This window comes from Fulvivirga sp. (genome assembly GCF_040220315.1).
GTDB lineage: Bacteria > Bacteroidota > Bacteroidia > Cytophagales > Cyclobacteriaceae > Fulvivirga.
Window position 1 is genome coordinate 1 of record NZ_JAVJUY010000239.1, and the last position, 22,265, is coordinate 22,265.

At 37.2% G+C, this 22,265-nt stretch carries 18 protein-coding genes, 1 tRNA gene and 1 pseudogene; 13 read left to right on the forward strand and 7 right to left on the reverse strand.

Features of this window, described 5'->3' with window-relative positions; translation table 11 throughout:
- Positions 1-470, reverse strand: a pseudogene (locus RLO81_RS11410) (glutamyl-tRNA reductase); the annotation flags it as partial.
- A 213-nt stretch (positions 471-683) separates the two neighbouring features.
- Here RLO81_RS11410 and RLO81_RS11415 point away from each other — a divergent pair.
- The 5 genes from RLO81_RS11415 (at position 684) to RLO81_RS11435 (ending at position 8,271) form a co-directional block, all read left to right on the forward strand.
- On the forward strand, positions 684-1,427 hold the full coding sequence (locus RLO81_RS11415; protein WP_350111581.1) for a ComEA family DNA-binding protein: 744 nt from the start codon (positions 684-686) through the stop codon (positions 1,425-1,427).
- Between the two features lie 66 nt (positions 1,428-1,493).
- Positions 1,494-5,489, forward strand: a complete 3,996-nt coding sequence (locus RLO81_RS11420) for an AAA domain-containing protein (RefSeq protein ID WP_350111583.1) — start codon at positions 1,494-1,496, stop codon at positions 5,487-5,489.
- Between the two features lie 38 nt (positions 5,490-5,527).
- The gene (locus RLO81_RS11425) at positions 5,528-6,757 is read left to right on the forward strand and encodes a glycoside hydrolase family 2 TIM barrel-domain containing protein (RefSeq protein WP_350111585.1); all 1,230 of its coding nucleotides are present in this window, start codon (positions 5,528-5,530) and stop codon (positions 6,755-6,757) included.
- Between the two features lie 274 nt (positions 6,758-7,031).
- Positions 7,032-7,116, forward strand: a tRNA-Leu gene (locus RLO81_RS11430).
- 93 nt (positions 7,117-7,209) lie between these two features.
- On the forward strand, positions 7,210-8,271 hold the full coding sequence (locus RLO81_RS11435; RefSeq protein WP_350111587.1) for a serine hydrolase domain-containing protein: 1,062 nt from the start codon (positions 7,210-7,212) through the stop codon (positions 8,269-8,271).
- A 42-nt stretch (positions 8,272-8,313) separates the two neighbouring features.
- Here RLO81_RS11435 and RLO81_RS11440 read toward each other — a convergent pair whose 3' ends face one another.
- The gene (locus RLO81_RS11440; protein WP_350111589.1) at positions 8,314-8,832 is read right to left on the reverse strand and encodes a hypothetical protein; all 519 of its coding nucleotides are present in this window, start codon (positions 8,830-8,832) and stop codon (positions 8,314-8,316) included.
- A gap of 122 nt (positions 8,833-8,954) precedes the next feature.
- On the opposite strand from RLO81_RS11440, the gene RLO81_RS11445 reads away from it, so the two are divergent.
- Both RLO81_RS11445 and RLO81_RS11450 read left to right on the forward strand, forming a co-directional pair.
- Positions 8,955-10,034 (forward strand): helix-turn-helix domain-containing protein, encoded by a 1,080-nt coding sequence (locus RLO81_RS11445; RefSeq protein WP_350111591.1) that lies wholly within the window; start codon positions 8,955-8,957, stop codon positions 10,032-10,034.
- A gap of 137 nt (positions 10,035-10,171) precedes the next feature.
- Positions 10,172-11,602: a glucosyltransferase domain-containing protein gene (locus RLO81_RS11450; protein ID WP_350111593.1), complete on the forward strand. Its 1,431-nt coding sequence runs from the start codon at positions 10,172-10,174 to the stop codon at positions 11,600-11,602.
- A 3-nt stretch (positions 11,603-11,605) separates the two neighbouring features.
- On the opposite strand, the gene RLO81_RS11455 is transcribed toward RLO81_RS11450, so the two are convergent.
- Positions 11,606-13,927, reverse strand: a complete 2,322-nt coding sequence (locus RLO81_RS11455; protein WP_350111595.1) for a penicillin-binding protein 1A — start codon at positions 13,925-13,927, stop codon at positions 11,606-11,608.
- A gap of 94 nt (positions 13,928-14,021) precedes the next feature.
- Between RLO81_RS11455 and RLO81_RS11460 the strand changes: the two genes are divergently transcribed.
- Together RLO81_RS11460 and RLO81_RS11465 are read left to right on the forward strand one after the other, a co-directional pair.
- Complete coding sequence (locus tag RLO81_RS11460) at positions 14,022-15,071, forward strand: M42 family metallopeptidase (RefSeq protein ID WP_350111597.1); 1,050 nt, start codon at positions 14,022-14,024, stop codon at positions 15,069-15,071.
- Positions 15,072-15,082: 11 nt separating this feature from the next.
- Complete coding sequence (locus RLO81_RS11465; RefSeq protein WP_350111599.1) at positions 15,083-15,679, forward strand: hypothetical protein; 597 nt, start codon at positions 15,083-15,085, stop codon at positions 15,677-15,679.
- A gap of 8 nt (positions 15,680-15,687) precedes the next feature.
- On the opposite strand, the gene crcB is transcribed toward RLO81_RS11465, so the two are convergent.
- The 3 genes from crcB to RLO81_RS11480 are packed head-to-tail and all read right to left on the reverse strand — an operon-like array spanning position 15,688 to position 17,569.
- The gene (crcB, locus tag RLO81_RS11470) at positions 15,688-16,056 is read right to left on the reverse strand and encodes a fluoride efflux transporter CrcB (protein ID WP_350111601.1); all 369 of its coding nucleotides are present in this window, start codon (positions 16,054-16,056) and stop codon (positions 15,688-15,690) included.
- A complete protein-coding gene (locus RLO81_RS11475) occupies positions 16,053-16,496 on the reverse strand; it encodes a hypothetical protein (RefSeq protein ID WP_350111603.1) in 444 nt (147 codons plus the stop codon). The genes crcB and RLO81_RS11475 overlap by 4 nt, the downstream gene beginning before the upstream one ends.
- Positions 16,497-16,525: 29 nt before the next feature.
- A complete protein-coding gene (locus tag RLO81_RS11480; protein WP_350111605.1) occupies positions 16,526-17,569 on the reverse strand; it encodes a hypothetical protein in 1,044 nt (347 codons plus the stop codon).
- A 109-nt stretch (positions 17,570-17,678) separates the two neighbouring features.
- Between RLO81_RS11480 and RLO81_RS11485 the strand changes: the two genes are divergently transcribed.
- A complete protein-coding gene (locus RLO81_RS11485) occupies positions 17,679-19,967 on the forward strand; it encodes a TonB-dependent receptor (protein ID WP_350111607.1) in 2,289 nt (762 codons plus the stop codon).
- 5 nt (positions 19,968-19,972) lie between these two features.
- Positions 19,973-20,173 carry a DUF3820 family protein gene (locus RLO81_RS11490; RefSeq protein ID WP_350111609.1) on the forward strand — a complete coding sequence of 67 codons (201 nt, stop codon included), beginning with the start codon at positions 19,973-19,975 and terminating at the stop codon, positions 20,171-20,173.
- Here RLO81_RS11490 and RLO81_RS11495 read toward each other — a convergent pair.
- Positions 20,170-20,637, reverse strand: a complete 468-nt coding sequence (locus tag RLO81_RS11495; protein ID WP_350111611.1) for a hypothetical protein — start codon at positions 20,635-20,637, stop codon at positions 20,170-20,172. The genes RLO81_RS11490 and RLO81_RS11495 overlap by 4 nt on opposite strands.
- 399 nt (positions 20,638-21,036) lie before the next feature.
- On the opposite strand from RLO81_RS11495, the gene RLO81_RS11500 reads away from it, so the two are divergent.
- Positions 21,037-22,038: a hypothetical protein gene (locus tag RLO81_RS11500; RefSeq protein WP_350111613.1), complete on the forward strand. Its 1,002-nt coding sequence runs from the start codon at positions 21,037-21,039 to the stop codon at positions 22,036-22,038.
- 24 nt (positions 22,039-22,062) lie between these two features.
- On the forward strand, positions 22,063-22,257 hold the full coding sequence (locus tag RLO81_RS11505; RefSeq protein WP_350111615.1) for an OmpA family protein: 195 nt from the start codon (positions 22,063-22,065) through the stop codon (positions 22,255-22,257).
- Positions 22,258-22,265: the final 8 nt, after the last annotated feature.

The window sequence follows — 22,265 nt, forward strand, 5'->3', positions numbered from 1 at the left end:
GTTTCTTGCACAACTCTCTTATTTGCGTAAAAGATCGTATGCATTAGACGATGCAAGAATGGACCCGCAACATTTTCATCCGCACTCCACTGATAGGCCTTCTTAACCTGATTGCTTATCTGAATATCACCCACCACCTGAGCATCCAGACCCATGGCCACCTCAAATAAGTGGTTAACAGCTTCTTCAGAATTAGAAGTGCAAGTCAGGTGTTTTAGGATTTCTTCTTTATCTAAGCCTTTAATTAATGAAAGGGAAGTGGCAATTTCATTGTTAAGACCTAGTTCATGGTCGTAATAGATTTCTGTTCTATTACAGGTAGATAAAACCATTAAATCATTAGCTTGAACAGTCTGATTCAAAAACCGCATCAGCTGTTTTGCTTCAGGCTCATTTAAAGCCAATTTCTCCCTTATTTCTAAAGGAGTGTTTTTAAATGAAAACCCACTGATTTTAAAGGCATTCTCCATGTGCTGCAAATTTATGTAGTACACATATACTATAAAAACTATCTTATTATTTAGAATGTGTACAAATAAGTATTGTATAAATAGACTTCAAAGTTTCATGAAATCAGCTGTTTCAGCGATAGCTGCCTATCAGGAATAATACTGATTTTCATCATTAAGAATACTTTATATAATTATATCAACAATTAATAGATTTTAATTAAAATTGCAGCCGTGAAAAAGCTAAATTATAGGCTTAGGTCTGCATTAGGTATTTCTAAAACAGAGGCAAATGGCATTATGTTGCTTCTGCCCGTAATGTTTATATTGATTGCTTCCCCTTACTTTTATCAATATATGATGTTGGGTGAACCAATTCAGCTGGATTACACAGAAATGAATAAGCTTATGGCCGAAATGGAGAAACGAATACAGGAAAAGGATTCTACACGGTTTGGGCGATTTATGCAGTACGAAACAAATAATACAAAAAAGCCCAGGTATTTGTCTGACAGAAGTTCTAAAAAACGATTTGAGCCGACAGAAAGTGTGCCTCCAAAATACACGAAACCAGCCATAATCACATTTGATTTAAACCAGGTGGATACAATTGGTTTAAAAAAAGTTTATGGCATAGGCCCTGTTTTGGCCAACAGGATAATTAAATACAGGGATTTGCTGGGGGGCTTTACTTCTAAAAGTCAATTAAAAGAAGTTTATGGCTTGCAAGATTCCGTTATTCTAGCACTGGATTCATTATCTTATATTGGTAACACATTCAGTCCGAATAAATTAAACATTAACCAGTTAGATGAAAATACATTGAAGAGACACCCTTATTTTTCATGGAAAGAGGTTAATGCTATAATTAATTATCGATATCAGCATGGTGATTTTGAGTCGGCTGAAGACCTCCGAAAAATTCATTTATTGGATTCTGCCAAAATAAACAGAATTCTACCTTACATTGCCTTTTAGCCTGAAAAGGAATTTGCATTTAATGCCAAGTTATTTTGATAATTTTTTGTTATTTGAGCTTCTGCTATGCACGAGATTTTAAAATCGTATTTAAAAAGGCTTACTAACCTTACGCTGAATAATCGGTCGTTATTTTTGCTTCGTCTTAATAAAGACCAGTTTATTGATTTATATGATTTTAATTTCCATTTAAAGGAGGGCGCATTTCAGATAATTGAGTCACTAATTGGTGGCCATCGCCTTCCACTATGTCAACAGTTTGACAGTAGGGACGAAGAGACCAACGTATCAAGCAGCAGGCTTAAAAGAATTTCCCGGACAGAAAAGTTTATTTATGAGGAACGAGGCTCAAAAGATTTATATGTTGGCTGGCCATTTGTAAAGGGTAAACTTTCCGATGGCACGCCAGTAAGATGCCCACTCTTGTTTTTTCCGGTAGACCTGGAATTGCAATCTTCAAAATGGTTGTTGAAACCACGGCCAGACGAAGGTCCTTCACTCAATAAGTCGTTCCTGTTAGCGTATGCACATTATAATAATGTTTCTGTCGTAGATGATTTTATAGATCGGAACCTGGAAGATTTTGATACTGATAGCACTGTATTTAGAACATCACTCTACCAGCTTTTTAAAGAAAGTGACATTGAATTAAATTTTAACCAGGACAATTTTCAGGACACTCTTCAAAAATTTGAAGAATACACTAAATCAGACTATGAGGAAAAGTTTGGTACAGGAGAGCTTAAACTATTTCCGGAGGCGGTTCTAGGTATTTTTCCTCAATCTGGCTCTTATTTGGTTCCTGATTATAACAAGCTCCTTTCCAGTGATACCATTAAAGATATTGAGCAGTTTTTTATTTCGGTGCAACCAGAAAAGAAGGAGAATATTGGCGGCTTTTTAGAGAGTGTAGAGGAGGAGAAAACGTTTACTCCGTTTAAGATGGATGCCCATCAGGAAAACGCATTAAAAGCCATTAAAAAAGGCCAGTCTATTGTAGTGCAGGGTCCGCCTGGAACAGGAAAATCGCAACTTATTTGTAATCTAATTTCCGATCACATCGCCACAGGTAAAAAAGTGCTGGTTGTGAGTCAAAAAAGAGCTGCATTGGATGTAGTTTATAACCGAATGAAAGAAAAAGAATTAACTTCTTTTCTTGGATTAGTACACGATTTTAAAAATGATAGAAAGGCGATTTTCGAAAATATCGCACGGCAGGTAGATCGCATTGATGAGTATAGAATGCTCAATAATGGCCTTGATGCGATTCAATTAGAAAGAAAGTTTTTACAGGTAAGTAGGAGGATTGATCAAATTTCTGAAGAATTAGAGGAATTTAAATTCGCCCTTTTCGATGAATCGGAATGCGGGGTGGCAGTGAAAGAACTTTACCTCACTTCTGACCAGAATGCACAAACAGTAAATTTTAAGCAGGAGTATTCGCAATTCAGGCTGGATGAACTGGATGATTTTTTGATCAAGCTGAGGGATTACACTGAATATATTGACAAGTTTGGGCGGTCAGACTATGAGTGGTTAGACAGGCGATCGTTTAAAGATTATGGCATCGCTGAGCGACAGCGCTTAAATGAGATACTTGATGAGATCCCTGCCTATCAGGATGAAATTGCAGCACGGGCACTGGATATTGTAGGCACAAAGCTTACACTGGAAGATTTTGAATTTATTCTCAGTAAACGCGATTATATTGTTCAAATGCTTGGTACCCTCAAAGATGAAAATGCGTATGAGTATTTTCAGCATTTGAATAATTATAGTGATTCAGAAACCTCTGCCTTGTGGATATCAAATATCGAACGAGTAGTGATGGAGTGCTACAAAGGTGAGGGCCCCGAAGTTTCCATACCATCTGATCAGCTGGGTAAATTTCAGGAAACACTCCAACGAAACATGGATGCCCGAAAAAATCTATTTAGACTGATTAAGTGGAGGCTATTTTCTAAAGACAAATATTGGATAAAAAGGGTACTGGTAGAAAATGGACTAAAGCGAAATAAAGAAGGTTTTAAAAGGCTGGTGGAGCGCATTGATAATCGTCTGAACCTGGAGCATAATATTACCAAAATGAAGGAACGTGGTTGGATAATGGGAATCCCCACCAACTACGAAAAGGTACAGTTCCAAACCTGGTTTCATTTGTTTAAGCTTACCATTAAGGCCAAGCTAATCTTCAATTCACTCAGAAACTTCAAACAATACTTCAATGTTCAAAAAATCACTTATGGGGAGTTAAAAGAGAAAATTGAGCAGTTATTTGAAATCATAAAAGAAACACCACAACGCAAAGAAAAGTGGTTGCTATACCTTACTGAGAGCCAAATATTAAGTATTGAAAACAATACACACATGGCTACTCTTATGAAAGATTCTTTAAAAGCTGATTTTGAAGCTCTGTGTGATTTTGACAGAGTACGCGATGAAATGGAACCTGGCCAAATGAAAGCCTTAGATAAGCTTATACAAGATGCCAAAGTTTCGGCCACTAAAGAATTGGAAAAGGTATTCCAGAATAGTATTCGTCTTGCGTGGATCGACCATATTGAAACTAAGTATCCTATTTTAAGGTCTGTCTCATCACGTAAGTTTCATAAGCTGGAAGCCGAACTGCAAAACACGGTTAAAGAAAAGCTTTCTGTAACCAATGATATGCTGTTGCTGAGGGCAAGGGAAAAAACATACGTGAATGCAGAACATAACCGCCTGAATAACATGGTTACATATCGTGATTTGTACCATCAGGTAACGAAGAAAAGAAGGGTCTGGCCGCTACGAAAGCTAATTGCTGAACATAGCGATGAGCTGTTTGATCTCGTACCTTGTTGGTTGGCATCACCGGAATCTGTATCAGCTATTTTTCCCATGCGCGAGATGTTTGACCTTGTTATTTTTGATGAAGCCTCTCAGTGTTTTGCTGAAAAAGGCATTCCTGCCATGTACCGAGGACGCAAGGTGCTTATTGCTGGTGACTCCAAACAGCTTCGTCCGAATGACTTATATCAGGTGCGTTTCGATGATGAATCTGAAGTGCCGGAATTGGAGGTTGATTCTTTGTTAGAGCTTGCAGATAGGTATTTAATGAACATACAACTAAATGGCCATTACCGCAGCAGATCATTAGACTTAATTGATTTTTCGAATCAACATTTCTACCAGGGAAAACTGAAGCTGCTACCAGACTTTGATGTGGTGAATACCCCAGAGCCTGGCATCGAATACCTTAAAGTTGATGGGGTTTGGGAAAATAATATCAATGCAATTGAAGCCGACAAGGTTGTAGATCTACTTTTAAGTATTAACGGGAGTTCCAATAATAGCAGCGTAGGTGTAGTAACCTTTAATGCCAAACAGCAACAGCATATTCTCGATAGAATTGATGAAAAATTCATTGAACAGGGTGTATTATGGCCGGAGGGCTGGTTTGTGAAGAATATTGAAAATGTACAGGGCGATGAAAAGGATATTATCATTTTTTCAACAGCCTATGGGCCGGACCCAAAGGGTAAGATTGTAATGCAGTTTGGTAGCCTGAATGCTGCTGGTGGTGAGAACAGGTTGAATGTAGCAGTTACTCGAGCTCGGGAAAAGGTAATAATTGTAAGCAGTCTAATGCCGCAGCAACTTAAAGTAGAGGATACAAAAAATGAAGGCCCAAAACTTTTGAAAAAATACCTGGAATATGCCTTTATGGTGTCAGAAGGCAACTTTAAACCTACTTTGCCGGCTGTAAAACCACATGCTGCTAACTGGTATTTAAAAACGCAACTAATGAGCTGGGTCAATGAACATTCTGAGAGCTTTACACTTACAGAAGAACTACCATTTACTGACATTACCGTAAAACAAGGAAATCTATATCGGGCACTACTACTAACCGATGACGATTTGTATTATCAGAGCCCTTCAATCAAAGATGTTCATGTATATACACCTTTCACTTTAAGTAAAAAGAAGTGGCGTTTTAGAGGCTTCTTTAGCCGGGAGTGGTGGAGCCATCGAGAACAGGTTGAAGAAACTATTCTACGATTTGTAGAAGGTAGTTGAGCAGTTCGTGTTAACAGTTAGAAAATTAAGTGATTTCCATGATGAGTATTTCTACCTCTGAAATAAAATTAATCAATGGCCATTATAAATTGTTTGTTAATGGTAAACCTTTTTATTTAAAGGGTGCAGGACTTGAATTCGGCAGTATCAAACAACTTGCTGATCATGGTGCTAATTCCTTCAGGACATGGCGCACGAATAATGGTCAAAAATCTGGCAAGGAAATTTTAGATGAAGCACATCAGTATGGGTTAAAAGTAATGATGGGTATTGAAGTGGCCAGAGAGCGGCATGGTTTTGACTATAATGATTCCCTTGCCGTACAGGAACAGCTTTACCGAATACGTGACGAAGTACTCGAATTAAAAGATCATCCGGCTTTAATTATTTGGGGAATTGGCAATGAATTAAATTTAAGCTCAAATGACATCAACGTTTGGAATGCTGTTAATGAGATTTCCAAAATGATCCATGAGGTGGATGCGCATCATCTTACAACAACATCTTTGGCAGGTATAAGCCCAAATTTAATAGCTGTTATTAAATCAAGGGCTTCTGACTTGGATTTTTTGAGTTTTCAGATGTATGCTGAAATTGATGCATTACCAAAATTAATTGATCACTCGGGCTGGGATGGGCCTTTTGCATTCACTGAATGGGGAGCCACAGGTTATTGGGAAGTGAAGAAAACAACTTGGGGAGCACCTATCGAAGAAACGAGTACTCAGAAGGCAGCACATTATCTTAATCGATACTTGCAAAGTATTGCATTACAAGAAAATCAGTGTCTGGGATCGTTCGTGTTTCTCTGGGGACAGAAGCAGGAGCGTACTTCAACTTGGTTTGGAATGTTTACTCCAGATGATAGAAAAACTGAATGCGTTGATGTCATGCATTACTTATGGAATAAGGAATGGCCACAAAACAGATGTCCAAAAGTTGCAGCTTTCGAATTAAATAATCAGTCAGCAAATGAAAGTGTAACGCTCGAAGCCAATCAATTCTGCTCAGCTAAGGTTCAAATAAAAGCTATGACCCAAACAAAGCTAACATTCTATTGGGAGGTAAGGGAAGAGAGTAAATCTACAAAAGAGGGTGGAGATAAGGAGGAAATACCAGAATTAGTATTCGTAAAATGGCAAAAAGACTTAAGGGAGGAAGCCCAGTTTTATGCACCGGAAAAGTCTGGGGCATATCGCTTATTTGTTCAAATAGAAGATCCTAATGCTGGGGTAGCCCATGCTAATATTCCTTTTTATGTGTCATAATGGTTGGGCTTGCCCCTTTCTGTGTCCTCAAAGACCGAAATTAGGCTGAATACTTTTCCGTATGGTCAAAGAACAGCGAGAGGCACTACTATCTATAATTACATCATGAACACCTATAAGTGTAACCTGATTTATTGTTTTTACCAATTGTAAGCTATCAATGTAATTGTATGTATAAATAGCTTCACTCTTTCTTAAATTAGATAAAACACTTATTTCAAACCCAAACTTTACCATATAACCAAAAACCTCTTTACATTTGCCCTCCCCAAATGCGCACGTGGTGGAATTGGTAGACACGCCAGCTTGAGGGGCTGGTGACCGTTTAGGTCGTGGAGGTTCGACTCCTCTCGTGCGCACTTTCAACTCTCATTTAATCAAATAGTAGTTCATATTTTGAATACTTAGCTTCATTGAGGTGTTTACATGACAGTTTTACTCTAAAAACAATTATGAAAATACGATTCCTTTTTTCGCTTATAATTTTATTCTCCTGTAGTAATTCAGGTTCCGATGTTCAACCTTCCGGCTTCGACATTATTACTCCAGAAGAGGCTGGTTTAAATCAACAATTCCTAGATAGGTTGGTTAAGGATGCTTCCAGCCTGCCTAATATCTACAGTTTTGTGGTACTAAAAAAGGGAAAGCTATTCACTGAAAATTACTTTAATGGTAAGAATAGAAATTCACTGTTACATATTAGATCAATAACCAAAAGTGTCTCTTCTCTTTTGGTTGGGCAGCTAATCAATACTACTGAGATGTCGGAAGAAGAATACATCAAACCCTATTTTGATACTTATTGGGATGCCTCTCTACACCCTTATGCAGATCAAATTCGAATAAAGCATTTGTTAGATATGACAAGCGGATTTGAGTGGAACGAGTCAGACATTGCCATAAAGTGGTATACACAGATATCATACACTTGGGGCTTTTTCTTTGACCATTCTACGCTATATCCACCAAATACCTATTGGAATTATAACTCAGGAGGAGTCTCTCTTTTAGCTAAAATCATAGGTGAGAATGCGCAAATGGACACACAGCTGTATGCAGATAAGGTATTGTTTGAACCGCTCGAAATTGAACAGTATGTATGGGAGCGCGATGGGCTAGGTAATATTAGAACAGATGCCGGATTGCAATTAAGGGCACTGGACATAGCTAGGATAGGCCTGACTGTGATGAATGATGGAGGGTTTAAAGGAAAGCAGGTTATCGATGAAGAGTGGGTCGCAGAATCTTGGAATCCTGAAATAAGATTAGGTGGTGATTTGGGACCAATTACGTCATTAGCATATAATAATTTGTGGTGGATGGGTGAGTACAGGGAGTTGCCCGTTTATTTTGGTTTGGGTTACGGTGGGCAACTCCTTTTATGCGTGCCTTCTCAGGATTTAGTGATAGTAACGAATCACAACTTTGAATTGAACCATACAGTTGTTTCTTCACATACCGAAAAGTTTCTAACAACTTGCTTCAAACCCTTAATAGATGAGTTGATTGACTAAAGAAAGTCAATCAACTCGATAATCCAATTTGCTGGCTTTAAATTATTTTAATCGCTTCATTTCAATTTCATCGATAAGCCACCAGGAAGAATACCCCTCATATTTACGATGATGCTTGTAAGTGTATAGCTTTGTATCTGGATTATAAGAATGAACTCTTTTCATCTCAAATTTTCCAAATTTATCTTCTCCAGTTGACTCATGGGTAAGTGTATACTCACTTACATTATAGTGAATTTTGTCACTCCATGTTTTATCGGGTTCGTTAAACCATTGATTGAGCCATGTACTATCGTTAACATATGTTCTGACTGAAGTTCCAGTGTAGGTAATCCCATCTGAGTTAAACCAATTGGCATGATGACCATTTCCTTCGAGTGTAGGTTCTACACGCAATATTAGATTTTCAAATAAATCATACACACCACTTCCATCTGTTTTCAATGCCTTAAAGTCTCCTTGCCATTCACCGATAATCCAATGGTTATCCATATGTTGAGCTTGTAGTTTAAAGCTCACAGTTAAGGACAATAATGCGGCTAATAAATAGTTATTTTTCATTGTTAATTTAGTTTTTTAACAATGATATGGTTCTTACCCAAATGGGTGATTTTTAGTTCAATGCAACTTATCCCATTTGATTAAATAGGAGAAAATGGTAAGATTGGCTTGTGGATTTAAATTTGATCACGATACTTCTTACCTATAGTTTTGTACAAGGCTTCATAAGTGCGGGGTACATCTATTCCATGCTGAAAAAACCTTTTCTGGCTATAGCACTAGCTTCTGTTTCATTACTAATTCTGGTTTACTTATATGAAAGCAATGGCTGGTTTCTTGATTACCCACAATTAATATGGGTGTTCCCACCTATTTGGTATTGTATTGGGCCAGCTTACTATTTATTTACTAGGAAGTATTTTGGTTATAAACTTAGAACCCTAGATATATTACACTTACTGCCAATTGTGGTGTTTTATATTTATTTGTTCCCTTTCTATTTATTAGAGTCAGATGTTCGAATAGCACAGTATCAACAATTCTGGGATACTGCGAATTATACTGTTGACATACATCACTATTTCTATCAAATACATTTACTTGTTTATGCTTTTTTCTCTTACAGGCAGTTGCAATCATCAGAACAAAAGTTGAAAAACATCACCTCCAATTCCTCCATTATTTCCATTGATTTTGTTAAGCGTATTATCCTGTTACTTTTAGTTTTTTGTGGAGTAGGGTTGGGCTATTACATTTCTGTCGACCTGAAAATTATACCGCCTGTAGGAATATATACGCCCATATTATATTTAGCACTTTCATTACTCATACATCTTACAACCTATTATACATGGTCAGATACCAATCTGGCTGCTGATGAAACAATTGCTAAATACACTGCAAGTGGTTTAGATGAGTCAAGACTCAATGAGATAGTGAACGAGGTGAATAAGTATATTGGCCAAGAGCAGGTGTTTAAAAACCCAGACTTGAGATTAAAGGATGTTTCAGAGGCTTTAAACATTCCATCACACCATATTTCACAGGCCATTAATAGTCAACTATCAAAAACATTTTTTGATCTGATTAATGAACATCGGGTTAAAGCACTAAAGGAAAATATTAACAGTGAGAAGTTTAAAAATTATACATTGGTGGCTGTGGCTGAAGAATTTGGTTTTAAGAGTTCTAGTTCATTCTTTCGAATATTTAAGAAAGTGACGGGATTAACTCCTAAAGAGTACTTGAAGTCGACACAATAAGACGTATTTAAATACAAATTTAAAGTAATAGCGATTAAAAAAACGGAATCTGATACAATGGAAGCTTCATTCTGAAATTTTTTTGTTTAATTAATTTAATACCTTCGAATTCAAGTTAGTTTCTTTAGTCAGCCCTCATGAATTCAATAACCAAAGAAATTTTTTATGTAAGTGTTTTCACTTTAACACTTCTGGCCTTACTCTTTTGGAACATTATCGCTACTTATGCCTATACAGATAGTTATGAGTTTATTTTAAACGCACATAATGAAAATTTCATTAATGTTTTTATACAAGGTGGTAGATTGCTATATGGGGTGCTGATTAAATCCATATTCGTAACACTTGCTTCAGTAGAATCGCTCAAATATGTTCGGCTAGTCTCTTTTTTTGGAGGCTTTGCTTTACTCATTACCTTGTATAGGGTATTAAAATTCTACAATATCAAAAGCATCTATGCTTTGTCTATAATAGTTTTATTCGCCTGCTGCCCTTCATTCAATATAATCATTATCTGGTCAGCTACTTTTCAAGTGACATGGGCATTGCTACTTGCATTAATAGCAGGATTCCTGGCAGTTGAATTTAAAAGAGTTGCTGCTGTAACAGGAAGTATATTGCTTGGTGTTGTTGCACTCAACTTGTATCAACCCGCCTATACTTTTTTTATAATACCGGTTTTTTTAAAGTGGGTAGCTTCTAAAGATGGTAAACTGCTTATAATGCCACTATTAGTGCACGTAATTACGTATGCGCTTTACTATTTTATTTACAAAGCTTATTTGTATGGTTTTGATTTAAGTTCATTGGGTAGAAGTGGAATTAGTTTGAAATTTTTGGAAGCAATAACTTATTTTTTTACTGACCTTTTCGAAATTGCTGCTCGTAGTAATTTAATTTTTGCCCCAAAATTTTGGCGAGGTTTTGCAACAACTCTGGTAATAGCCTTAATGTTGTTCTATCATTTCGATTTCAACACTTTAAATAAGAAATATTATTCAAAAGTCATAAATAATCTGATCGTTGTATTAGGGTTTCTAATAGTTTCAATGCTACCCAATCTAATCAGCGATGAAAAATGGGTAGCATTCAGAACAATGAACACACTCTTCTTACTAGTAATTATTCACATAGTATTTGGGTTAAGAAAAGTACTAAAAAATTACCACCATAAACTACAGCTTACTTTATTAATCGTGATAATGATAGGTTCATTTACTTCGTCATACTATAATATCAACAGAGGGTTTATTGCTATACAAACGGCTGAATTTTCAATTATAAAATCGAAAATCGCAGCAGCTTCCCATACATTTTCTCAAATTTATATCAAGCCTGCTACCATGAATGCCCTGCCAGATATGGGTTACATAAAAAGGGTTGTTACTGATGAGTATGGCAGGTTTTCTTCATCCTCAAGCTGGGTGCCAATACCCATTGTTAAAATGGCTCTTGGGCAAGAGGAAAGAGGTGCCATAAAGGTAGAGATTTATCAAGATCAAATTGTGAGTAAAAATGAGCTGCTCATAGATATTGAAAAGGAATTTAAAAATTACTACATAAGGTAAGAACTACTCATCCTTCTTCTTAAACACATCTTTCAACTTCTTGAAAAACCCTTTCTTTTCTTCCCCAAATTCCTTGGATTTGGCTTTGTCCTTTTTTTCAATACCCAACACCTTTTGTAGAAAATTTTTATCTTCTTTTTCATCATCACATGCTACCACCGATTGAAGCTCATCAGAAAGCGCAGGAAACTTTGCACTGGTAATGCTGTTCAAGCTGGCATCACCATTCATGTCCTTAAACATGCCAACAAAGATGGGTAAGGCCATATGGCCACCACTTCCAAGAGCAGTAGATCTAAATCTTATCCTTGGGTCATCGGCACCCACCCACACACCAACTACCAATTTTGGATTATAACCAATAAACCAGCCATCGGCATTGGACTGAGTAGTCCCGGTTTTTCCTGCAATCTCGTTGGTTAGGTTATACTTCCATCTGGCCGATGAAGCAGTACCTTCATCTACCACGGCTTTCAACATATGATTCATTAGTTGAGCAGTCTGTTTTTGAATAGCAACCTGTGGCCTTGGTGTCTCCACTTTGTATAAGCTTACCCCATTGTAGTCTTTAATTTCCTCAAGAAATACTGGTTGTACTTTAGAGCCACCATTCGCGAATGTGCAATATGCTTTTGTCATTTCAAGCAGCGGAATGCTGCCTGTACCTAAGGCCACCGAAGGCACCGAAGGAAGTTTCTCATCTATTCCAATTCTCTTAGCTGTTGCAATCACTTCGTCTACACCTACTTTCTCTACCAACTTAATGGTAACTGTATTCACAGATTTGGCCAAGGCTCCGGTAAATGAGTATTTCATTAGATTTTCACTTTTGTCGGCATTGTCTGGTGTCCAGTCTTCCAGGTTTTTATATATGGTACGTGATGCAGAAATATGATCGCAAGGATCAACGCCTTTTTCAAGAGCTGCAGCATACACAAATGGCTTAAATGTGGAGCCTACCTGCCTTTTGGCTTTTAGTACATGGTCATACTGAAACTGGCTAAAGTCAATACCACCAACCCAAGCTTTGATATGGCCGTTGTTGGGATCCATGGCCACCAGGCCCGATTGTAAAATCATAAGATAATGTTCCAGCGAATCGATCGAAGATAGGTTTCTTTCTACCACTCCCTCATGAGTAAAAACATCTACGGGATGTTTCTTTTTCAATTCTGTTATAATGGCATCATGGCTAAGCCCTTTTTTCTTCAATTTCTTATAAGCTGAGGATCTTTTAATGGCGTCATTCAAAATGCTTCGCTCCGTATCCCATGGTTTTGATGTTTTCCAATGAACATCAAACTGTTCTTGTAAGTAGGCCATATTGCGCGCCATCGAAGCTTCGGCAGCTTCCTGAATTCTGGAGTCGATGGTTGTATATATTCTTAAGCCATCAGTAAAAATATTGTAGTTGTTGCCGTCTGTCTTTTCATTTTCTTCGGCCCATTTTTCTAATTCTGGACGTATGAAAGCTCTGAAATAAGTGGCCGGGCCGCTTTGCGGTGAAAGTCGCTGATAGTTGATTTTTACAGGTAGAGTTTTTAATGAGTCATATATTCCTTCTGATAAATAATCATATTTTACCATTTGGTTCAATACCACATTTCTGCGATGCTGGGATTTTTCCGGAAATAGTCTCGGATTGTATGTGTGGTTGGCCTTGAGCATGCCAACTAAAACGGCCGCTTCCTGTATCTTTAATTCTTTAGCAGGCCTACTGAAAAATCGCTGCGATGCGAGCTCAATCCCATAAATATTTTCGCCAAAAGGAACAGTATTTAAATAAAGCTCTAGAATTTCTTCTTTGCTATAAAGGCTCTCTAACTGAAAGGCTATTAGAGCTTCTTTAATTTTAGTAACGGCTATATCAAATTTGGTATTGATATCTCGCGGAAACATGTTTTTTGCCAACTGCTGACTAATCGTGCTACCTCCACCACCACTTCTGTCTTGAAGTATTACTGTTTTTATTACTACTCGCAAAAGACTTCTAGGATCAACGCCTTTATGATCGTAAAAACGGGCATCTTCCGTTGCCACCAAGGCATTAATTACATGTGGTGAAATATTTTCGTAAGAAGTAGGATTTCGTTCCTGCACGAAAAAACGGCCAAGCAGTACACCATCTGAGCTATACACCTCTGTGGCAATGTTGTTTTTAATATTTTCTAGTGAAGATTCAGATGGCAATGCACCGAAATAGCCTGCCTTAATTAGCAAGACAAAAATGATGGAGAGGCTTAACCCTGAGAAGACAACAACACCAATAAATCGTAATAAGTAGGAGAGAAGTGAACGCTTCTTTTCTTTTCCTTTTTTAGCCATAGAATTGATTTGCTGCCTCTTTTTTAGTTGTGGCACAAAAATCGAATAATTTTACTCATTATACTTATCTTCGACATTCATTAATCGAATCTATATGGCTATTAACGTAAAACTGCTTAAGAAAATATGTGAGGCACCTGGAGTTCCGGGTTATGAGAGCAAAATCCGTAGAATTATCATTGATGAAGTTACACCATTGGTTGACACGGTGAGGGTCGATAATATGGGAAACGTGATTGCACTTAAAAAGGGCAGGTCTTCTGATAAATGTGCAATGGTAGGGGCTCATATGGACGAAATCGGTTTTATAGTTACACATGTAGATGATAAAGGATTTGTACGATTTACTACGTTGGGGGGCTTTGATCCCAAAACACTCACTGCGCAGCGTGTGGTAATTCACGGTAAAAAAGATGTGATTGGTGTTATGGGCACTAAGCCCATTCATGTAATGAGCCCAGAAGAGCGTAACAGAATGCCTAAAATCAAGGACTATTATATTGATTTAGGTATGAAAAAAGAAGAGGTTGAGAAGATTGTTAATGTGGGTGACCCAATTACCAGAGAGCGGGAACTGATTGAGATGGGTGATTGTGTGAATTGCAAATCTATTGACAATAGGGTTTCAGTTTTTATTCTAATTGAAACGTTAAGAAAATTGAAAAGTATGCCTTATGATGTATACGGGGTGTTTACTGTACAGGAGGAAGTAGGAATTAGAGGTGCCAATGTGGCGGCACATAGTATAAACCCAACATTTGGCTTTGGCCTGGATACAACAATTGCCTTTGATTTACCCGGGGCGGCAGCACATGAAAAAGTGACATCTTTAGGCGAAGGAGCTGCTATAAAAATTATGGATGCAAGTACTATCTGTGATTACCGTATGGTAGATTATATGAAAAAAACAGCCGACAAGAAGAAAATCAAATGGCAACCTGAATTACTTACAGCTGGCGGAACGGACACAGCTGGAATTCAAAGAATGGGTAAGGATGGAGCTATTTCCGGAGCAGTATCTATTCCAACAAGGCATTTGCATCAGGTAATTGAAATGGCGCATAAAGAGGATATTGATGGAGGCATTAAGCTGTTAAAAGTTTGTCTAGAGGAGTTGGATAAATATGATTGGGAGCATCGTTAACTTTTTGTAAAATGAAAGAAAAAATTAGCCTGAGTGTGTTTCTGTTAATATTTTCTTTCAGCACCTGCTTTTCTCAATTTATTAAATTCGATTCCATTTACTTTACTGAAACTATTGGAGCAGGCTCTCATTTTGGAATCGACCTAGAAGTATCAAAAAGCATCAATTCTAATTTAATCGTGGGTGCTAATTATTCCTTTTATTTAAGAAAGGCACAAAGCATTCCTAATGATTTTGAAGAAGGCATTCTTAATAATCTCTTTTTTAATCTGAATCAGCCAATTGATAGAGTTGTAGGAATACATCTAACACTTACTAAAGTGAATAAAATAAATGATAATTTGTTTCTCAATATCAAAGGACTTGCAGGTTATAGCCAGGTAAGATTACCTGAGGAATGGGTATTTGTAGGCGGTCCTTTTATAGGGGATAACTATATTTATTCATATAAAACGTACCATACAACTAGCTTTGGTTTCATGTCATACCTGGAGTTTCGACCAAGGAAATTTCTATCTATAATTTTGGGGTCAAGATTTATCTACAGTCCGAAACAAACTATTATTACCGGGAATGCAGGATTACAACTTAATATAATTCGTTCCTAAATTCTTGATTACTTCACAATCAATTGTCCGGCAAACGCAGCCCCAATACTGAGAACTACACTGGCAGTGATATAAAGAAATGAGGTAAACATTTCTTTACCTGATAAAAGGTTAAGGTTTTCTAAAGCGAAAGTAGAGAAGGTTGTAAAGCTTCCGCAGATTCCCACAGCTAGTAGCAATCTCATAGGTTCACTGAGCGTATCTTTGGTAGCTAAGCTCATGATAATGCCTAATAAAAAGCTGCCAATAATATTCACTGTGAATGTTGAAAGAGGAAATGTCAGTTCAAAACGCTTGTCAATAAGCAAATAAGTTATGTACCTCAAGGAGCTACCAAGAAAACCACCTAAACCTACTAGTAGTATATTTTTGATCATTTCTTCTCTCGTTTAGCGATTTTCTTCTTTAGGTAGGTAACCACTTTTGGGTAGTCAGAATGCTCCTGCATCGAGAGGTTCAATCGCTTATTATCTTCGAATAGGATTTCGAGTTCTTTATATTTGCCTCCTGCAGTTTTAATAGTGGTTTCATGCCACATTTTCACTTCTTTTAAGTCGTAGGTCTTTTCATTAAAACGAGTAGGGAAATTGATTATCACACTTCCTTTACCAAATCGCACCACTTTGTATTTAAAAATCATGCGGAATAAAAGCCCAATGCCTATTGGACCAAAAATGAGGAATAGAGCGTAATGATACCATTCAGGTTTCTCAGCACCAAAAACATACCCAACAGAATATCCACTAACAGATAAACTGACAGCAACAAAAACACCCAATGAAAACAGTGTGCCTATCTTAGGTTTAACAATTATCATAGTCTCAAAAATAGAAGAATTATTCCTTTCTATGGAAACTGATACGTAGGCTTTTGGTTTAATACTGTTTCCAGGCTTCTTTGAACCAACTCACCCATGGTTTTACATTCCAGAAAAGAATCGTTCTTATAGTGTTTGGCTAAATCCTTGGCTAAGGATTTTACATTTTTAGGGGTTGATAAGTTGTCGGATGACATAGCTTGCAAAAGCTCTATGGTTTTTTCCTTACTTGCCTTATATCTGTGTGCTATTAACGATCGCTCTTCTTTTTGATACTGTTTCACCGTTTCAGGGGTCATACATTTAAGTCCAATGGCAATAAGCGGGTTGTTTTGTTTAAAATACTGTGGCAGGTAAATGGCCTTTCTTCCTTCATAGGATTGCTGATCGAAATCAATAGCTCTAATTCGGTAATCTACTTCTTCAAAATCTGGCGTAATATCAATCACAAAATTGCTTGAATGCATATCGCCCAAAAGGCGAACAAAACAACGTTCATTAAACTTCACAAACTCTTTGGCGATACGTATCTCATTTAAATTTTTATCATTCAAATGATACTTCATGAACTGATCGCCCGGGATACCCACAATGTGTTCTTCAATAAGCGTTTCTTTATTTACAACATAACTAATGCGGTTAGGAGAAAGCAAATGCTCCAACTCTAACCCATACACACGAGAGGCATCTGCATTTTTTATGTAGAAGTAATCGAAGTTGTCATTTATGCGGTTAACTATTCGAATTCTGAAAGGTTGAGTATTACCAAAAACACATAAATCAATACGGTCGACAAACAAATGTTCCATTACGGATAAATCGCCATCAGCCTTAAGAATAGCATAAATGGTTTTCACACTATGGTGGATGTCCTTCATTTCATCTTGTGGATAGAAAACGGTTTCCCAAAGTGTGTCTTTTCCTTTGTTATCTATTAAGGCAATAGAATTGTTATAACGTAGCAAATCCTGGTAATTGATAGGTAATTCTATCTCACGATCGTATTTGATCAGGTAATTTCTTAGTGCCTTACTGATCTTATAAATATTCTTCTTCTTGCTAATTATCGCCATGCACTAAAGATAATGAAATACAGCATTTATAAAATTTAGATAAGACTAAAAATAAATTTTGATAGATAATTATATATCAATTAGCTTTGCATAAATAATTAACATGTAAATGAGTATTAAATACTGTATAGCATATATTTTAAGCCTTTTCAGTCTGTTGGCAAACGCACAGTCTAGTATTTCAGGTAAAGTGCAGAGTGATGGCGATCCCATAGTTGGAGCTACGATACAGATTGTTGGAAGTAAAACGGGTGCAGTGGCAGATGTTAATGGATACTATCGTATCGAAGGTATTGAGTTTGACGAAATCTCACTCGAGATAAGGGCCATTGGCTACAAGCCAACAACTAAAATAGTTCAGCTATCAGAAGACCAAAACAAAGAGCTCAACGTGAATCTGGAAATAAGCAATTTGGGTTTAGACGAAATAGTGATTACTGGAACTATGCAACCAAAATTCATAACTGATTCCCCTGTGAAGGTGGAAGTGGTTACATCAGACTATATGAACACGTTTACTCCTGCTGCGGCCTCTTCTATAGTAGAAGGAATTAAGTTAGTTAACGGCATTCAGGAGGTCACAGCTTGCGGTGTTTGCTTTACTAATAGCATCAGTATTAATGGGCTGCCGGGCCCTTACACTGCTATTTTAATGGATGGGTCGCCCATTTATGGAAGTCTGGCCTCGGTATACGGACTCAATGGAATACCTTCTATGATTATCGATCGGTTTGAAGTGATCAAAGGCCCAAGTTCTACTCTTTATGGTTCTGAGGCAGTGGCAGGAGTGATTAACGTTATCACAAAAGACCCAGCCAATCAACCTGCTTTTTCTATAGATGTTATGGGTACTTCCCATTTAGAATCTTTTGGAAATATTGCCGGTACCATTAAAGGTGATAAAGGCAGTGGGTTCATTGGCCTGAACTATGCCTATATCAATGATTTTGATGATGAAAATGGGGATGGGTTTGGGGATAATATTAACCTTGATCAATACTCTTTATTTACTAAGTGGGATATTAATAGGGCGAGTAAAAAACGATTTACTATAGCTGGTAAACTATATTACGAGGATAGGCGCAATGGCGTTCAAGAGTATTTAATAGATAGAAATTATCGAGATTTAAGAGGTAGCGATCAGGTATATGGCGAAAGTATCTACACGCATAGAGCGGAGCTTTTCGGAACCTACGAGTTCAATACCAATCAGAATATCCGATTAGATTACTCACTATCTACACATAATCAGGACAGTTATTATGGTGCAGACCACTACAAAGCAGAACAACACATAGGTTTTGCCAATTTGGTTTGGGATAAGCAATTAAACTCCCATAACCTGATCGTTGGCTTAACAAATAGATATCAGAGTTATGATGATAATACAGTAGCCACTCAGGATTCTACTAGTTCGGGCATTCAGAACAGACCAGATAATCAGTACATACCGGGAATTTTTGTGCAAGATGAATGGAAGGTATCTAATAAGTTTACAATGTTAACAGGAACAAGGTTAGATCATTATGATTTACATGGAGCGATTGTATCGCCAAGATTGAACCTCAAATACAAATTAGGCACATGGACATCCTTGCGAACAAATTTAGGTACCGGATTTAGAGTGGTTAATCTGTTCACCGAAGATCATGCCTTTGTTTCAGGGCAGCGAAAAGTAGAGATTCTGGGCGATTTAAAACCGGAGCAATCTTATAATGCGTCTATCAACCTAAACCATGTGTATACCATTGGGGAAAGCCAGGGAATGCTGGACCTAGACGCATATTATACTTACTTCACCAATAAGATTATTCCAGATTATGATACACCGGGCAAAATTATCTATGCTAATACAGAAGGCCATGCCATTACCAAGGGGATTGGTTTTAATGTGAACCATGATTTCAGAGGACCTTTGTCCATAAGTGTGGGTTTTAATTGGCAGGATGTAACCCAGACAGAACCGAATGAATTGGGTGAGATGGTAACGACAAAAATTGAATTTGCTCAAGAGTACTCAGGGGTTCTAACAGCCAATTACGAATTTAAAAATGCAGGTATCATCTTAGGTTATACGGCCAGACTTTCAGGCCCAATGGCGTTACCAGAAGTATTTGATCTGGATGAATCAGGTAACCCAAAATCCCAACCAAGACCAACGGAGTCAGAATTATTTAACATCCATAATTTTCAAGTGACAAAATCATTTAACAATGGCTGGAGTCTCTATGGGGGCTTGCAGAATATTTTTGATTACAGGCAACCAATATCGCCACTTGTAGGGTTTAATGACCCCAATGCTACTGTTGGATTTAGTGATTCCTTTGATACTTCCTATGCCTTCGCACCAATTCACGGAAGAGAGTTATATTTAGGAGTTCGTTGGAACCTAAACTAATACTATTGGAAAACCCATTTGATCCCGTAAAAGCCCGACAGGAATTAGAAGAGTTGATCAGGTACAAAATGCCATTTGGTAAATTCAAAGGCAGCCGACTCATAGATCTACCAGTAGAATATCTTATTTGGTTTAAACGAAAAGGATTTCCTGCCGGTAAACTCGGCAGGTATTTACAAATTGTACTCAGCCAGAAAGGTGGTTAACGATTAGCAGTTAACGAACGGCCCGTTGCAATTGCCTCTTGCATTACCACCTTTACACTATCCATTTTGTTTTTTTGAGAAGTTAAATAATCAACCCTTTGCTGGTGAGACATGCCCTCCATATTTGGTTCAAATTGGTGCATCCAACCCATCATTGCCTCATCTGCTACCTCAATTTTTTCTGCTGCCGAAGCAACCCTGGTAGATTCTTCAGTTGCGCCACTTTCCCTTAAGGAATCAGATAGTTCAATTAACTTACCCTTTAGAGCCATCATTTCTTCCATTTTAGGCATCATCTCATCATGTACGGCCATTACATCATCGTATAGCGTTTTTTCAATTTGCTCTTCTTTGGGAAGTTCAGATTCTTCACTGGAGGTACTCTCTTCTTGCGTGTTATTACTAGTGCATGAAAGGACAAAAAGACATACAGAAAGAAAAAAATAGTTGCGTAGCTGGCTCATAATAGTTATCAAATTTTGCTCAAAGATAAGTAATGGCAACATCCTTTAACAGCGCTGTTTCAATTATAAATATACAATAATAATAAAAATAAATATAAATATAATTATATTTAAAAAAGCTAATCCACTGAAATTGAAGAACTTACTATATTTTTTTTGTTTTGATTACTTAAAATAATTACATTTCAGAGTTAATTTTTTAAACTTTTAATATCATTTTTTTTAAGATGCTAGCTCAATATAGCATATTGAATTTGTCTCACCTCAATCTGAAACCAAATCAGATTCGGTTAGTTATGTCGCATTCTAATCCTGATAGTAAACTTAAATCCGTGCCTGTTTTTTACAGGTCAAAGCACTGTGAGGCTCAACATATTCAATTTTTTAGACTTTAAAACCATGAATACTTTCCAAAAATCATTAGTCATTATTTTACTTGTCACTGTTACTATGGCTTACGGGCAAGTACCGGATAATGTAAGAAGTTATGCTGTTATTGGCGTGTTTAATTTAGAATCAAACGCCCAAAGGTTCGCAGACTTTTATGCATCCAAAAGCCTTAATACCATTGTGCGAGAGAATAAATTTAATAATATGCATTATGTGTATGTACATGAATCGGCTGATGTAGAAGAAGCAAGGAGTAGGGTCTTAACGATTCGTGAACAGTTTTCTGCTTTAGGTAAAACCTGGCTCTATAATGGCAACTTTAATTGTCAGCATATACCATCCGACCAATTAAAACAGCAAAATACAGCTTTGAAATCAGGGAGTAACGATCTTGAAAAACTTGTTCATGACGTTGAAGAAGCTGAACTGGAAAGGGAGGCACGTCAGGCTAATATGAAAAGTGAAGTTGTAGCAGAAAAGGTAACTGAAGAGCCAAAAAGAGTAAGGCCCGATGATAAATTTTGGATTTACTTTAATACCTATGATGTAACTGATTTACATGAAGTAACAGGTCATGTTAAAACCACCGACATTGAAAGGCAGAAAGATTTAGGGAGGTTGCCAACACAGGAACTGGTAGAAATGGATGACCCTAAAAACGGCACGAGAAAGGTGAATTTTGAATCAGATATTTTTGGGTACAGGATAGTCAACCGAGAGGTTGATCTTGATGAGCCAGAGAGCTCTAAAGACATTGAGCATGTAACCACCATCGGAGATAGCATAATTGTAGACATGCCACTGAGAAGGTACAACAAAGGAGATTACATGACTATGTGGAATGTTTACTTCTATATTGATGCGGCCATTATGAGAGAAGAATCAATAACTGAATTGAATCAGCTGTTAAATATGATGCAGGAAAATGAAAATATGAGGATTGGAATTCACGTTCTTTCCATTTGTAATTACCATGGTGTGGTTAAGCATCTATATTTAGACGATAAATAATTCTTTAGCTTACATGGTTCGCATTTGGAAACAAAGGCAAGTGCTAAAAAGCTTTCGGAATACAGGGCATACACCATCCAACACTGGCTAATGGACCAGGGGATTGAAGAAAATCGCATGGAAATAAAGGGGTGGGGTGGTAAAAAAATGTTGTATGACAAGCATAGTTCTTTGGCAGAGAAGAACGTCCGTGTTGAAATTGAGATATTGGAAGAATAATAACCATA

What these genes read in the sequence shown, in the direction of transcription:
- RLO81_RS11420 (WP_350111583.1), top strand. Translation starts at nt 1,494, where the DNA reads ATGCACGAGATTTTAAAATCGTATTTAAAAAGGCTTACTAACCTTACG.
- RLO81_RS11425 (WP_350111585.1), top strand. Translation starts at nt 5,528, where the DNA reads ATGATGAGTATTTCTACCTCTGAAATAAAATTAATCAATGGCCATTAT.
- RLO81_RS11435 (WP_350111587.1), top strand. Translation starts at nt 7,210, where the DNA reads ATGAAAATACGATTCCTTTTTTCGCTTATAATTTTATTCTCCTGTAGT.
- RLO81_RS11440 (WP_350111589.1), bottom strand. Translation starts at nt 8,832, where the DNA reads ATGAAAAATAACTATTTATTAGCCGCATTATTGTCCTTAACTGTGAGC.
- RLO81_RS11450 (WP_350111593.1), top strand. Translation starts at nt 10,172, where the DNA reads ATGAATTCAATAACCAAAGAAATTTTTTATGTAAGTGTTTTCACTTTA.
- RLO81_RS11455 (WP_350111595.1), bottom strand. Translation starts at nt 13,927, where the DNA reads ATGGCTAAAAAAGGAAAAGAAAAGAAGCGTTCACTTCTCTCCTACTTA.
- RLO81_RS11460 (WP_350111597.1), top strand. Translation starts at nt 14,022, where the DNA reads ATGGCTATTAACGTAAAACTGCTTAAGAAAATATGTGAGGCACCTGGA.
- RLO81_RS11465 (WP_350111599.1), top strand. Translation starts at nt 15,083, where the DNA reads ATGAAAGAAAAAATTAGCCTGAGTGTGTTTCTGTTAATATTTTCTTTC.
- crcB (WP_350111601.1), bottom strand. Translation starts at nt 16,056, where the DNA reads ATGATCAAAAATATACTACTAGTAGGTTTAGGTGGTTTTCTTGGTAGC.
- RLO81_RS11475 (WP_350111603.1), bottom strand. Translation starts at nt 16,496, where the DNA reads ATGATAATTGTTAAACCTAAGATAGGCACACTGTTTTCATTGGGTGTT.
- RLO81_RS11480 (WP_350111605.1), bottom strand. Translation starts at nt 17,569, where the DNA reads ATGGCGATAATTAGCAAGAAGAAGAATATTTATAAGATCAGTAAGGCA.
- RLO81_RS11485 (WP_350111607.1), top strand. Translation starts at nt 17,679, where the DNA reads ATGAGTATTAAATACTGTATAGCATATATTTTAAGCCTTTTCAGTCTG.
- RLO81_RS11495 (WP_350111611.1), bottom strand. Translation starts at nt 20,637, where the DNA reads ATGAGCCAGCTACGCAACTATTTTTTTCTTTCTGTATGTCTTTTTGTC.
- RLO81_RS11500 (WP_350111613.1), top strand. Translation starts at nt 21,037, where the DNA reads ATGAATACTTTCCAAAAATCATTAGTCATTATTTTACTTGTCACTGTT.